Here is a 12,633-nt window from a genome sequence, read left to right as displayed (position 1 = left end):
GCGACGACACGACAGGTCACCACTCCCCGAGACCGCCGACCCCATGCCTGAACAGCAGAAACGCAGCACTCAAGCCCGGAAAGACAACAGCCACTGAGCGGCTCGTCAGAACTCGGCAGAAGCGACCGGCGCTGTCCTACCAGCAGCCATCACGTTGGCTAGTGACGACCGAGGGGATCTCCGCTGGCCGATCATCCGAGGTAGGGGTAGTTGCCGGCGAGGTAGTCGCCGATCTGTTGGCGCATGCTGGGATGGATGTCGTACTGGTCGAGGTCGGCGGGCTGGACGAAGCGGACGCCGTCGGCCTCGTCATTGATCGTGGGCTCGCCGCCGACAGGGCGGCCGATGTACGTGTTCTCGTACTGCTGGCGGATCTCGCCGTCGGTGTAGGCGACGATGTGGTTAGGGTTGGTGTAGACGCCGAGGAAGTCGGTGATCTCGGCGATGATGCCGGTCTCTTCCAGGCACTCGCGCACGGCGCATTGGGCGGCGGTCTCCCCGATGTCCTGTGCTCCGCCAGGCAAGGCCCACTGGCCCGTGTCGCGGCGTCGCTGGACCAGGATGGCGCCCTGGGCGTCGACAACGAGCAGGTTGCTGGCCGGGATGAGCGTGTTGGCCTTCGGCGCATTCGGATCGTTGTAGTACTCAACCCTGCCCACAGGCGGCAGTCCCCCTCATGGTCGGGCGCTCAAGAGGCGCTTCAAGACAACACATCAAGTAGTCGCGTCGCGGACGATGGGTACCGACCTACCGGTGTTCGGCGGTGAACCATTCCAGAGTGGGGAAGGTGCCGGTGTCGATCGTATTGCCCGACTCATACTGATCAAGTCCCATCGCGAAAAGGGTTCGCCGGTACTGCCACTTGATGTGCTTGTCGTGCCGCGTGGGGTCGGTGGGCCGCATGAGGGCGAGGAAGAAGAAGCACTTGACGAGAAGGAAGTCGCCCAAGTGCTCGCTCACCCGCTGCCCGATCAGGGACGCGGTGGTCTCGTCGAGGGCGGCGGTGTAGGCGGCGCGTTGTTCCGGGGTGATGCTGTAGCCCTTGCCGCCGCCCTTGAACGCCACGATGTCGAGCGCGGGGTAGACGTCGTAGCCGAGCGGGACCGGTCCGTGATGCTGCCAGTCGATGACGCCGGCCTGAAGGACGTTGGGCAGGCCATAGTCCAGGTGCCCGTGCACCATCGGGAGACGGGCCAGCCGGTCGAGGGCGTGGTCGACCGCCTCATGGACCCGCGGGGTGTCGAAGTCCGGGTTCTCCTCGAACACCTCTGCCGCGAAGGCCGCCTTCTCGAACCATGGCGTGGCGGGCAGGGGATGCCTTGCCTGGGCCTGCAGGAGCTTCGATGCGACGGCAGCCGCCGTACTGATGACCTGGTAGCTGGCCTGACCGTCCTGCCTGGCGTAGGCCAGCGCCTCCTCGTGCAGCGAGTTGTCGCCGATGGCGCGCTCGACGACGAAGTAGCGCCCGTCCTCCGAGCCACTGTCGACGATCTCCGGCACCGGGTAGCCGAGGCCGGCGGCCAGCTGCTGGAACTCGGTCTCGGCCCGCAGGTCCTCACCCCCGGTCCGCTTGTAGAGGAGGCCGTCGGCCGACCGCCACACCGCGCCCTCGGTGGCGGTTCTGTCCTTCACGAACTCCCAGTCACTCATCCATCCATCCTTCCGTACTGCCGCGTTGGGATGGGGCAGGTGAAGCTTGTGAGCACCTAGACGAGCAGCACCTCGTGCCGGCCTCGGGCCCGTCCACGGCGCGCTCCAGGCTGCGGCAGCCGCAAGCGCGGATGGACGCTGGGTCCTGTACGCCAGCGTGGTTGGCCAGACACCTTGCAGGCGTCTGGCCGGCCGCACATCCCGCTTCGCGCTAACTGCTTGCGAAGAGTTCCCCCCGCTCAACGGCTTCGCGGAGGACGGAGGCGATCTCCTGGGGCAGGAGGTTGATCGCGTCGAGGGCCTCGGTGGTGAGGGGGATCTCCTCCAGGAGGTACTCGCCGCGGCCTTCCTGGCTGAACTCGGGGCCGGTGCGGTCCTCGAAGCTCCACTTGTCGATGGTGGCGAGGTAGAAGTCCTGGCGCTCCTCGTCGGTCTCCAGGGTGTGGAGGAGGCTGACGATCTGGGCGTCGCCGGCGATCTCCTCGTGGATCTCGCGCTGCAGAGCGTCCTCGGGGCTGGCGTCGGTCGGCTCGATCTTGCCGCCGACGATCACCCAGTACGGGTCGATACCGGGGCGGATGCGCTTGATCAGCAGCGTGGTGTTGTTCGGGGTGAGGAGGACGGCGCGGACGCGGTGCTGCATGGTGTTCTCTTCCTGTCTCGGTGGTGCCGGCGGTCAGTGGAGGATCCAGCCGCCGTCGACATGCAACGACTGGCCGGTGATGAAGGACGCGCTCGGGCCGGCGAGGAAGGCCGCTGCTGCGGCGGCGACGTCCTCGGGACGGCCGCGGCGCTGGACGCACTGGCGGCGGATCCGGTCCTCGGGTCGGGCGCGGTGGTGGGCGGCAAGTCGGTCTCCCCCTCGACCTGGATGGCCCCGGGGAGGACAGTTGGAAGATCTTCGCGAAGCGCCGGGAGGAGACCCAGCTGTCAGTGCCGTGCCCCCCTCCTTCGTGCCACGCGCCAGCGGGCCAGCCATGCCGGTCCAGGGGGATTCACGCCGGGCGCGAGAAGAAGACCTCCCGCGCGGTAGATGAGCTGAGTCGATCGCGGCCCTCGTGTCCGGAGCAGAGGTTCCCGACTACGTTGAAGCTGGCCGTGGCCGACAACCGCTGACAACCCCAGGCCGCCCACCCCGAGGCGCGACAGTCCGGAAAGCGCATGTGGTTACGGGCGGGCCGCTCCGTGCTCCAGGTAGACCGTCTCTGACTGTGTTCTAGCAGCGCAGGCGGCGTGGATGCGGCGGGCCAGACGCGGGATCAGGAGTGCGTCGAGCTGGTCGGTAGCGTGGAAGGCGTACTCGCCGATCTCGACCTGGTCGACGGTGATGCGGTCGAGTTCGTCGGCGGGGAGGATGCCGCCGTCGAAGACGAAGAGGAGCTTGTCGCCCTCGGTGGGGTGGGGTGCCCAGTCGGCGACGAGCAGGCGGCCGATCGGCGGGGTGATGCCGAGCTCCTCCTTGACCTCCCGGGCGGCGCCTTCGCTCGGGGTCTCGCCCGCGTGCAGGTAGCCGCCAGGGATTTCCCAGCCGGGCTTGTAGGTCGGCTTCACGAGGAGAATGCGGTCGTCCTCGTCGAAGAAGAGCACGCCGGCGGCGGTGCGGGGCTGGGCTACGACCTCTTGGGGCTGGGAGTCGCTCATGGTGACGACTGTAGCCGTATGCGGCGATCACGCGACGATGCTGAGCCGCTGGGCGACGCCGGCGAGCAAGTGGCTGGGCTTGCCTCGCTGTTGGCGGACCCAGGCGGTCACCAGGTGCCGGGAGATGAAGTGGTAGCGGACCTGCTCGGGGGCCAGTTCCTCGGCGTCCAGGACGAGGGCGAGCGCCTCGTCCATGCGGTTCTGCGCGCTGTAGGCGCGGGCGATTTCGAGCGTGTGCCGGACGCGGCGTTCGAGCGGGAGGGTCGAGGAGTCCACGCGGGGACCTTGATCGGCGGCGATCTGGATGTCGCCGAGTTCCATCGCGGTCGAGATCCGGTGGATGGCCACGTTGGTGGGGCCGAAAGCCGTCCACATGTGGTTGGCGTCGTGGCCGAGGCGCTGTGCGGCCTTGTTCGCTTCGGCGAGGAACTCGCGGACGGTGCTGCGGTCCTCGGTCCTGGCGGCGGCCATCGACCCGACCAGGAAGAGGGTGCCGTAGATCGAGAGGTAGGTCGGGGAGGCGTCGTCGAGGCCGGCTTCCAGGTAGGTCGCGGAGTCCACGACCAGGTCGCGGGCAGCGGTGAGGCGTCCATTGGTGAGCAGGCAGTGGGCCACCGAGCGGAAGAGTGAGCCGGTGACGACGATGTTGCCTGACTCCTGGGCGGACGTTAGGCCGCGGTCGGCTGCGATCCAGGCGAGGTCGGCTTCGCCTATCTTCGTCAGGACCATGGCGGCGCCCTGGTAGGCCATGGCGAGCAGTGCCTTGGCCTGGAGCTGCTGGTCGCCCTCGTACATGCGAACCGCGCGCTGGGCCTGGGCGAGGATGTCGGGGACGAGTCTGGTCGCTCGGGAGTACCTGGCGTCCTGGTAGGCGGACCAGGCGGAGCCGACCTCGGCGCGCAGGATGTCGAGGTCGGGCGGCTGCTCGACATCGTCGGCGGCCAGCAGGGGCGACATGTGCTTGTAGTCCATGAGCGCTTCGCGGAGCTTCGCGACCGCCCCGCTCTGGGTGTTGGTGGCCCCGTCGAGGAGCGACGGTTCGGCCAGGAGGTCGCCGAGCTGGACGTCGAGTGCGTCCGCCAGTGACTTGATGACCGAGAGGCGGTCGAGCTCGATCCGGCCGTTCTCGACCTTGCTCAGCCAGTCGGCCGTTCGCCCGACCAGGCCGGCCAGGACCTCCTGCGGCATGCCACGCCGGCGGCGGTACCAACCGACGCGCTCGCCGATGGTCAGCGTCTCCGTCATCCCTCGCATGCTCCCAGCCTCGGGGAAGCTCGGCCCCTTACCCCGGAAGGATTTTCCGGGTTCCTCTCCATCCATCCTCCTAGCGTTCTGACTTGCCCTCAAGCAGCTGTGCCTGATGGGACATTGCGCGATGCGGATGGGTGATCGTCATGGCACGTCAGGACCTGCGAGTCGGCACGACCGCAGCAGAGGGACAGGCATTCGCCAACCGCCTTCGCCCGGCGGCTCCTCGGTGCTGCGATGTGGACGCGCCCCAGCTGCCTCGCACCAACGGTCTTGCGATGACCACCGCCTCGGCGACCGGCTGCGTGTCGGTGCTGATGAGTTTCCTCCGCGCGCCCGCCTCGGTGCCCTTGGTCCGGGCGCTGGTCCGAGGGATCGCAGGTGTTTGGGATCTCGACGAACTGCTTGTTCGGGACATCGAACTCGTGGCATCCGAGCTCTCCACGAACGCGGTACTCCACGGCGCGGCTTCCTGCATCGGTTGCTTCGACGTTCGGTTGGCGCCCCAGCCTCACGGGCTTCGGATCGAGGTCGCGGACGCAGGATCCGGGGCCGTTGGTCAGCGGGAGCCCGCCCAGACGGCCGAGAGCGGCCGGGGGCTTCTCCTCGTCAGCTGCCTGTGCGAGAGCTGGGGTGTCGACGAGACCCGCGACGGCACCGTGGTCTGGGCCGAGCTCAGGACCGATGCGGCATGAGCGACTACCAGCTGCACCACGGCGTCCACCGCGCCGCCAACCGGGATCCGTTCGGCCGCGTCCTCACCTGGCTCTGGGCTCTCGGTCACCTGATCGTCCTCACCCTGCTGGGCGTGACGGCTCATGACCAGCTCAGTTCCGATCACTTCGGCCCCGTTCTGGCGGCCGACCACGAGCCCGACTGCGGCTTTGAGAACTTCACCGCGGTCGATCCCGGGGCCTGACGACGAAGTCACGTCCCGCCATCGCACGCACCACCGAGATGAGAAGGGAACACTGCCATGTCGTTGATCGCGCACCTTCAGGCGCCCCAACCTCCGCCTCCTCCGCCTCCGCCGCCGCCGGCACCGCCGACCCCGCAGCCGCCGTACCCCGGTCGCTGAGCGAAGGAACCGTGTGGGCCTGCCGGACGGACACCGGCAGGCCCACACGGGCCCATCTTCCCCGACGAGTTGAGGGGAGCGAGACAGATCGAGCAGAGAACGACGCCGTGGCGGCACCGCCCGGTCGAGACAGCGACGGAGAGTGGATCATGACGACAGCGCTCGACGGCACACCGGCAGCGGTCCTCACGCTTCCGGCCATCAGGGCCATGGCGGAGCACCACGGCGTGCCGGTGGAGGACGCCCTGCTCATCGCGATCAACCTGTACGGGATCTCCTCTGCCCACGGCCGGCACCGGGCACGGATCTCCGTTCGCCTGACGACCCGGCCGGATGTCGCCTGGATGGTGATCGTCCCGCTCAACGCCGCGGCATCCCCGTTCCGCCTGGTCGGCGACGAGCTCTCGCTGGGCGGCGAGGTCGTCGGCACCATCGACCGGGTCTCCGCAGACGAGGCGGTTGGCGGGTACTTCCGGGACGGCGGGCGGGCCGCGACGCTCAACCCCAACGCCCGCAGCCGCTGTGTGGGATGCGCGTTCTGCCCGAACACCCTGGAGGCCGCCGCCGATCCGCGGCTCGCCGAGGAGCGGGAGCTGAACGAGCTGCTGGCCGCGCTGGTCGAGCAGCACCCCCGGCACGACCTGACCGAGCTCCGGGAGGTCACCGTGTCAACCGGATGCTTCGAGCAGGAGCGGGCGGCGGTCGACCACCTGATAGGGCTACGCGACGTGCTCTCCGCCCACGGGATCGGCGCCCGAATCGGATTCCTCACCTCGGTCATCCACACCAGCGAGGCGTTCGAGGAACTGGCCGAGCGCGTCGCCCCGTTCGTGCTGCGGCTCACCGCCGAGTGCTTCAGCCGGAGAGACCTTCTTCTCAAGGCGAGCAAGGCGGCCCTCACTACCGAGGAGATGCCGCGCGTCCTGGAACGGGCGATGCGCGCGGGCCACGCGACCTCGTTCACCTACATCGTCGGCTTGGACCGCCTCGCCGACCTCCGCGCAGGCGTGGCCGAGCTGATGCCGTTTGTCACCGAGTTCCCCAACTTCCAGGTGTACCAGGCGCACAACTCGATCATGGCGGGCCTTCGAGCCGACGGGTCCGACTCCCTCGAGTACTACCTCCAGGCCCGCCGGGACATCGAGGACATCGTCGGGCCGACCGGCCTTCGCCCCGTGGCATGGGAGTGCTACCGGCCGCTGTGGTACTTCACGTTCGGTGAGGAGCAGTTGGTGTCGCCATGCTGAACCGGGCCGATGCGCTGTGGCGGGCTACCACGTACGTAGCGGTGGCGTTGCTGCACCTCGACGACAACCAGCTGCTGACCGAACCGCTCAAGGCTGAGCACGTCAAGCCTCGCCCCGCAGGGCACTGGGGCACCGTTCCCGGCACGGCGTGGGCGCTCGCCCACACGGGTCTCGCGGCCGGCGAGCTGAGGCCCAATCGCGAGCTGGTCCCGGTGATCGGGGCTGGCCATGCCGGGGTGGTCCAGCTGGCCTACGCCTGGCTCACCGGCCAACTGGCCTCCGTACGCCCCCAGTACTCCCGCGACGCGGCAGGGCTGCGACGCCTTACCCGCGACTTCCCGCACGTCGACGGCCTCGGCTCCGAGACCCACCCCCTGCTGCCGGCGGGCGCGGCACCCGGAGGCTGCCTCGGCGGCGCACTGGCGTTCAGCCACGGCCTGGCGCTCGACGCGCCCGGGCGGATCGTCGTGCCGATCATCGGCGACGGCGAGTGCGAAACCCCTACGACGGCGGCTTCGTGGCTTGCGGCCCGGACTCTACAGGGGAGTGCCGTCCTGCCGATCGTGCACGTCAACGGCTTCCGGATGGGTGCCCAGTCGTTGCTGGGAGCGCTGACGGATGCCGAGCTCGTCGCGTACGCGGTCGGGCTGGGGTGGCAGGCCCGCGTGGTGCACGTGCCGGCGGCCACGGTGGATGCGCACGAGGCGTTCCGGGATGCCCTGGCAGCGTCTGCCAGCGAGGTCGCCAACGGCGTGCGGACGGCCGTGTTCCTTCGCTGTGTGAAGGGCTGGAGCGGACCGGAGTCGGTCGACGGGCGGCCGGCGCTCGGCACGGCTGCGGCGCACAAGACGCCCCTCGGCTCGGCCCGCCAGGACGAAGGCCAGCGTGGCCAGTTGGAGGAGTGGTTGGCGTCGTACCAGCCCACAGAACTCTTCGACCAGGACGCCCAGCCGATCGGCCTGCTGGCCGAGGCGATCGACTCGGCCGCCTGGCACCCGGCTGAAGGCACCGGGCGCGCCGCGCTCGAACCGCCCAGGCCGGTCGTGCCCGCCCAGGCCGGTTGCTTCGGTGAGTCCGTGGGCATCGTGCTCCGCGAGCACGCTACGGCCGGCGGTTTCCGGGTCTTCAGCCCGGACGAACTCTCCTCGAACCGCCTCGGCGGACTGCGGGACGAGCCGTGGGTGTCCGAGGTGCTGGCCGAGGAGGTACTCCTGGGCTGGCTGACCGGCTGGATCAGCAGCGGCCGTCGCGGTGTCCTGGTGTCCTACGAAGCATTCGCCCCCCTCCTGACCTCCGGAGTCGTCGGCCACCTCAAGCACCGCCGAATCGCCGGCGACAAGGAGTCCCCGAGCCTCAACCTGCTGCTGACCTCGTACGGGTGGCACAACGTCTTCACCCACGGCGACCCGTCGCTCTCGACCGCCCTCCTCGCGACGGAGGACCCTGCGGTGAGCGTGCTGGTCCCGGCCGATGCCCGGCGCACCGCCGTCGCGCTCGACGCGGCACTGAAGTCGACGGGCCACGTCAACGTGCTGGTCGCCGGCAAGCACACCGAGCTGCAGCTCCCGCACGAGACCGTCGAGCAGGAGTTGGCACGCGGGCTCGCGATCTGGCCGCACCTGAGCGACCAGGAGGAGCCCGACCTCGCCATCGTCGTGGCAGGCGACCTGCCGGCCGAGGCCGTCACGGCGGCGGTGCCTGTCATCCGTGACCAGCTGGGCTGCCGGATTCGCGTCGTGGGCGTTCTCGACCTGACTGTGCTCGGCGATCCAGAGCGCTGGCCGAGGGGCCTGACCGAGGCCGAGGTCGATCACTACTTCGGGGAGAACGCCTCGGTCCTGGTGGTCACGCTCGGGCACCCCGCAGCGGTGTGGGGACTGTTGGCAGGGCGGCTGCGGAGGCCGGTCGAGGTGATCGGGTGGCGCGAGCCGTCCGGGCCGATGCCCCAGGATGTTCTCGCGCACGAACTCGGTCTCGACGACGGCGGATTGCTCCAGGCTGCCCGTCGGCTGACTGCCCGGCTGGAGGTAGTGCGATGACGGATCCACTCATCGACAAGGTGGAGACGGTGCCGGCCGGCGCCGAGACGGAGACCGGGGACGACACCGTGTTCGTTGCGGTCCATGGCGCGGGGCAGACGGGTTGGTACGGGCCTGTGAGCTCGCCGGTTGGCCGAGCCGTCGAGACGGTCGGGCCGGTAGCCGTAGGGGCTGCCGTGTTCGACCACAGCGGTCTCCGACCGCGGCTTCGGGCAGCCGCACCCGGGGTCTCGGACTGGTCCGTCGGGGCAATCGAGTGTGCTGCGTGGGATCTCCATGGCCGCCTGGTCGGCAAGCCGGTGGCCGACCTCCTGGTGCCACAACGGAGGACGAAGGCGGTGCCGGCGTACGCTTCGTGGCTCCGGCTGGACCTCAGCGGCCCCGCCAGCCACAGCACGCTGACCCAGGTCCTCGACGAGGGGTGGGCCTTCACCAAGTGGGGACTGCGCCGGCGATCCGGGACGAGCGTCGCTGCTGAGGCCAGGGACCTGATCGAGGCACTGGCCCGCGCCGCTTCGGTGATCGACGGACCCTTCGCCGTCGACGCGGTTGGCACGTGGAGTCCGCAGCTCGCTGCCGCTGTCGCCATCCTCCTCGACCAGCCCCACCTCGCCTGGCTGGAGGATCCCCTGCCAGAGCACTACCTGCGCCTCTACAGCCAGCTCGCCGCTGCCGGAGTGCCGGTCGCGGTCGGCGAGCGCCTGCGGCCCGACGAGGACCTGGGCACCCTCCTGGACCTTGCTCGGCCCACCGCGCTGACCATCGACGTCGTCGGCTGCGGCGGCCTCACCCGCGCGGTCGAAATCACCGCGGTCGGCCACAAGGCGGGCGTTCCCGTCTACCCCCACGGCCGCTCGATGGTTCCCGGCATCCACCTCACGGCGGCGTTCCCCGACACCGTTCGAGCCGTCGAGTACCGCAGACAGTGGGAGCCGCGCCGCCAACTCCTCTACGCCGAACCGTGGATACCCGAGAACGGCAGATTCCCCGCACCCGAGGCCCCTGGACTCGGCACCCAACCCCGGAGCATCCGATGACCCGAACCACTGAGCACCTCCCCGTCCACGGAACGACCCGCCACGACGAACACGGCCTTCTGCTCGTCCTGGACCAGCGGCTCGACGGCCACGACACCTTCCTGTCCGGCCGCCTGGACCTCGGCCAGGGGCCGGAGGCCGTCAGGATCATCACCCTCGACGACGTCACCGTCCTCCGCCCGATGGAGACGATCGAGGCCCCCACCCCGGTCTGGGCCGGTACCCTCCACCTCCCCCACGGACTTCGCCCGCGCAGCGTCCCCGGCGACCTGGCCGACGCAGCCCAGACCAGCCGGCGGGATCTGACAGCGCTCGACGCGGCCGAGATGCGGTACGCGCTGACCTTCCTGGGTGAGGCCACCACGGAGCAGATCCGCACCGCCCGGGTCGAGGCCATCGTCTCCGCCCTGCCCGCTGTCGGAGGCGATGCGGCATGAGCGAGTCAGTCCGTCCGCTGGTCAGCCTGGACATCGGTGGAACGCTGGGCAACGCACAGGGCCCAGGCCTGGCGGCCCGGCTCGCGGCCATCTCGCCGCTCGGTCCCAGGCAGGCCCGGCGCGTCATGCGGGACATCCTGCACACGGCTCCGGAGATCACCGATGACGTGATCAAGAAGGTCAGCGCGGCACTGGGCATCGAGCCGACCGAGTTTCCGACGGACCTGCCCGTCCCACCGCTCGTCCTGTTCCCCGGAGTCGTCGAGGCGCTTCAGCAGCTCAGCGACTGGGCCACCGTGGTCACGCTCTCAAACGTCACCTGCACCGAGGCCGACCCCGACCGGCTCCTCGCCTTTCTCTCCCCCTGGGTGACCGCCCACTTCCCCTCCTGCCGCATCGGCTTCGCCAAGCCCGACTGCCGCGCGTTCTGGACCATCGCCGACTCCTACAAGGTCCCGGCCGCGACCATGGTCCACGTCGGCGACGACTGGGAGTGCGACATCCGCGGTGCTGCGGCAGCCGGCGTCGCCGCCGTCTGGCTCTCCCACGGCCGCGCGGTCCCCGACGAACACGTCCTCGTTGAGCACGAGGTGTTCGTCGCCCACGACCTCACCGACGCAGTCCAACACGTCCGCCACCTACTCGACGCGAGGAACAAATGAGCCTGTTCACCGGCACCGCCAGCTACTACCGCCAGTACCGCCCCGGCATCCCCGACGAGGTCGCGACCGTCCTCGAGCAGGCCGTCGCGCCCGGCAGGCCCCGCCGACTCCTCGACGTCGGCACCGGCACCGGACTCGTCGCCGAGGCACTCCTCGGCCGATTCGACGACATCATCGCCATCGACAACGACCCCGACATGCTCGCGGCCGCCGAGGAAGCCCTCCGGCCCCAACTCCAGGACGGCGCCAGCCTGTCGCTCATCGAGTCGACGGCCGAGGACTTCAAGCCCCCGACCGGCTGGCAGGCCGACCTCGTGACGATCTGCCGGGCCTTCCACTGGCTCGACCAGGCCACCGTCCTCGCCCTCCTCGACGACCAGGTCGCACCCGGCGGTGCCGTCGCCATCTTCGGCGACAACAGCTTCTGGGCCGCCGACAGCCCCTGGAAGCAGTCCGTGCGCGCGGTCGTCCAGAGCTTCCTCGGCGAGGAACGGCGCGCCGGCAACAGCACCTTCAAGCACCACAACCGGCCCTACAGCGAGATCATGGAGGAGTCGCCCTTCAACCGGGTCGAGGAGATCCGAGTACCCGTCCACCGGACGTGGAGCACCAAGAGCATCCTCGGCTACCTCTACTCCACGAGCTTCGCCGCACCGCACCTCTTCGGAGACCGCCTCGACGAGTTCGAGGTGGCCGTGGAGAACGCCCTCGCGCAGCACAGCACCGAGGACGTGTTCCCGGAGGACAACGAGTTCCTCATCCGCATCGGCCGGCGGGGCACCGAGTGATACGGGCCAGCGGACCAGCCGCCCGCCAGGTCGGGCGGCTGGCCGCACCCGCGGTCCTAACCGAACTCACCACCGAAGCCGTGCTCTGCCTGCCCATCGGCTCCCACGAACAGCACGGCCCCCACCTGCCGCTCAACACGGACACCGTGCTCGCGGAGCATTTCACGGCCATGCTCGTCCAGCGATACGGCGAACAGCACGACCTCTGGGCCCTGCCAGCCATCCCATACGGGCTCTCGCTCGAACACGCCTGGGCACCGGGCACCGTGTCGCTCCGGATCGCGAGCTTCATGTCCCTGCTCGACGCCGTGGTCGCGGAGTACCTGCGGGCAACCCCCGCCCGAAGGCTTCTGATCATCAACGGCCACGGCGGCAACCGGGGAATCCTGGAGCCGGCGCTCCACGAGCTGAAGCGCAAGCACGCTTTCTCCGTCTGCGTCATCCACCCGGCCTCGCTGTCCGCCATCAGGGGCGACAGCGAGACCGCACCGGAGATTCATGCAGGCATCCGCGAGACGGCCATGATGCTCGAACTCGCTCCGGACGATGTCCATCTCGGCCGCCTCCCAGCGGACTTCAGCGCCAGCGGCGCCGAGGTGAAGCGGCTCGTCCTGGACCGCGGCACGACCTGGCCGTGGACTTCCGGCGATAGCACCATCGCCACCTGCGGTGTCATCGGAGGCGACCCGCGCGCGGCAACCGCCGACGCAGGCCGGGCCATTCTCGACGACGCCCTCGACGCGGCCGGGCACGTACTCGCGCACCTGACCAACCGCCGCCAGTAGCAGACCTACGCCCACTTGGAG

Annotated in this window: 14 protein-coding genes and 2 pseudogenes; 10 read left to right on the top strand and 6 right to left on the bottom strand. The window is 69.5% G+C overall.

Translation table 11 applies throughout. The features are described from left to right. Positions 1 to 191 precede the first annotated feature (191 nt). The 6 genes and pseudogenes from ABZ885_RS14370 to ABZ885_RS14345 all read right to left on the bottom strand — a co-directional run bounded on the left by ABZ885_RS14370 (position 192) and on the right by ABZ885_RS14345 (position 4,536). Complete coding sequence (locus ABZ885_RS14370; protein WP_360187514.1) at positions 192 to 659, bottom strand: NUDIX domain-containing protein; 468 nt, start codon at positions 657 to 659, stop codon at positions 192 to 194. Positions 660 to 747: 88 nt separating this feature from the next. Continuing rightward, complete coding sequence (locus ABZ885_RS14365; RefSeq protein ID WP_360187512.1) at positions 748 to 1,650, bottom strand: phosphotransferase; 903 nt, start codon at positions 1,648 to 1,650, stop codon at positions 748 to 750. A gap of 211 nt (positions 1,651 to 1,861) precedes the next feature. Further along, on the bottom strand, positions 1,862 to 2,293 hold the full coding sequence (locus ABZ885_RS14360) for an NUDIX domain-containing protein (RefSeq protein ID WP_360187510.1): 432 nt from the start codon (positions 2,291 to 2,293) through the stop codon (positions 1,862 to 1,864). A 33-nt stretch (positions 2,294 to 2,326) separates the two neighbouring features. Next, positions 2,327 to 2,467: pseudogene (locus tag ABZ885_RS14355) on the bottom strand (SDR family oxidoreductase); the annotation flags it as partial. Between the two features lie 350 nt (positions 2,468 to 2,817). Then, on the bottom strand, positions 2,818 to 3,291 hold the full coding sequence (locus ABZ885_RS14350; protein ID WP_360187509.1) for an NUDIX hydrolase: 474 nt from the start codon (positions 3,289 to 3,291) through the stop codon (positions 2,818 to 2,820). A gap of 27 nt (positions 3,292 to 3,318) precedes the next feature. Beyond that, entirely contained in the window at positions 3,319 to 4,536 is a 1,218-nt protein-coding gene (locus ABZ885_RS14345) for a helix-turn-helix transcriptional regulator (protein ID WP_360187507.1), read from the bottom strand. 281 nt (positions 4,537 to 4,817) lie between these two features. Between ABZ885_RS14345 and ABZ885_RS14340 the strand changes: the two genes are divergently transcribed. From ABZ885_RS14340 to ABZ885_RS14295, 10 genes and pseudogenes are all read left to right on the top strand, one after another. After that, positions 4,818 to 5,234, top strand: coding sequence for an ATP-binding protein (locus ABZ885_RS14340; RefSeq protein ID WP_360187505.1), 417 nt, complete (start codon positions 4,818 to 4,820; stop codon positions 5,232 to 5,234). Next, on the top strand, positions 5,231 to 5,458 hold the full coding sequence (locus tag ABZ885_RS14335) for a hypothetical protein (protein WP_360187503.1): 228 nt from the start codon (positions 5,231 to 5,233) through the stop codon (positions 5,456 to 5,458). Before ABZ885_RS14340 ends, ABZ885_RS14335 begins: the two co-directional genes overlap by 4 nt. 308 nt (positions 5,459 to 5,766) lie before the next feature. Next, positions 5,767 to 6,864, top strand: a complete 1,098-nt coding sequence (locus ABZ885_RS14330; protein WP_360187501.1) for a hypothetical protein — start codon at positions 5,767 to 5,769, stop codon at positions 6,862 to 6,864. Next, positions 6,858 to 8,903: a hypothetical protein gene (locus tag ABZ885_RS14325; RefSeq protein ID WP_360187499.1), complete on the top strand. Its 2,046-nt coding sequence runs from the start codon at positions 6,858 to 6,860 to the stop codon at positions 8,901 to 8,903. The genes ABZ885_RS14330 and ABZ885_RS14325 overlap by 7 nt, the downstream gene beginning before the upstream one ends. After that, positions 8,900 to 9,205: pseudogene (locus tag ABZ885_RS14320) on the top strand (hypothetical protein); the annotation flags it as partial. The gene ABZ885_RS14325 and the pseudogene ABZ885_RS14320, both read left to right, overlap by 4 nt. A 36-nt stretch (positions 9,206 to 9,241) precedes the next feature. Further along, on the top strand, positions 9,242 to 9,940 hold the full coding sequence (locus tag ABZ885_RS14315) for an enolase C-terminal domain-like protein (RefSeq protein ID WP_360187518.1): 699 nt from the start codon (positions 9,242 to 9,244) through the stop codon (positions 9,938 to 9,940). Beyond that, complete coding sequence (locus ABZ885_RS14310) at positions 9,937 to 10,377, top strand: hypothetical protein (RefSeq protein ID WP_360187498.1); 441 nt, start codon at positions 9,937 to 9,939, stop codon at positions 10,375 to 10,377. The genes ABZ885_RS14315 and ABZ885_RS14310 overlap by 4 nt, the downstream gene beginning before the upstream one ends. Then, on the top strand, positions 10,374 to 11,039 hold the full coding sequence (locus tag ABZ885_RS14305; protein WP_360187496.1) for an HAD hydrolase-like protein: 666 nt from the start codon (positions 10,374 to 10,376) through the stop codon (positions 11,037 to 11,039). Before ABZ885_RS14310 ends, ABZ885_RS14305 begins: the two co-directional genes overlap by 4 nt. Then, positions 11,036 to 11,827, top strand: coding sequence for a class I SAM-dependent methyltransferase (locus ABZ885_RS14300; protein ID WP_360187495.1), 792 nt, complete (start codon positions 11,036 to 11,038; stop codon positions 11,825 to 11,827). The genes ABZ885_RS14305 and ABZ885_RS14300 overlap by 4 nt, the downstream gene beginning before the upstream one ends. Further along, complete coding sequence (locus ABZ885_RS14295) at positions 11,824 to 12,612, top strand: creatininase family protein (protein WP_360187493.1); 789 nt, start codon at positions 11,824 to 11,826, stop codon at positions 12,610 to 12,612. The genes ABZ885_RS14300 and ABZ885_RS14295 overlap by 4 nt, the downstream gene beginning before the upstream one ends. The last annotated feature ends 21 nt before the right edge of the window (positions 12,613 to 12,633 follow it).

The organism is Kitasatospora sp. NPDC047058, assembly GCF_040643935.1.
Lineage (GTDB): Bacteria > Actinomycetota > Actinomycetes > Streptomycetales > Streptomycetaceae > Kitasatospora.
Note: the sequence above shows the minus strand (reverse complement) of the source record. Positions and strands in the feature narration are given on the sequence as shown.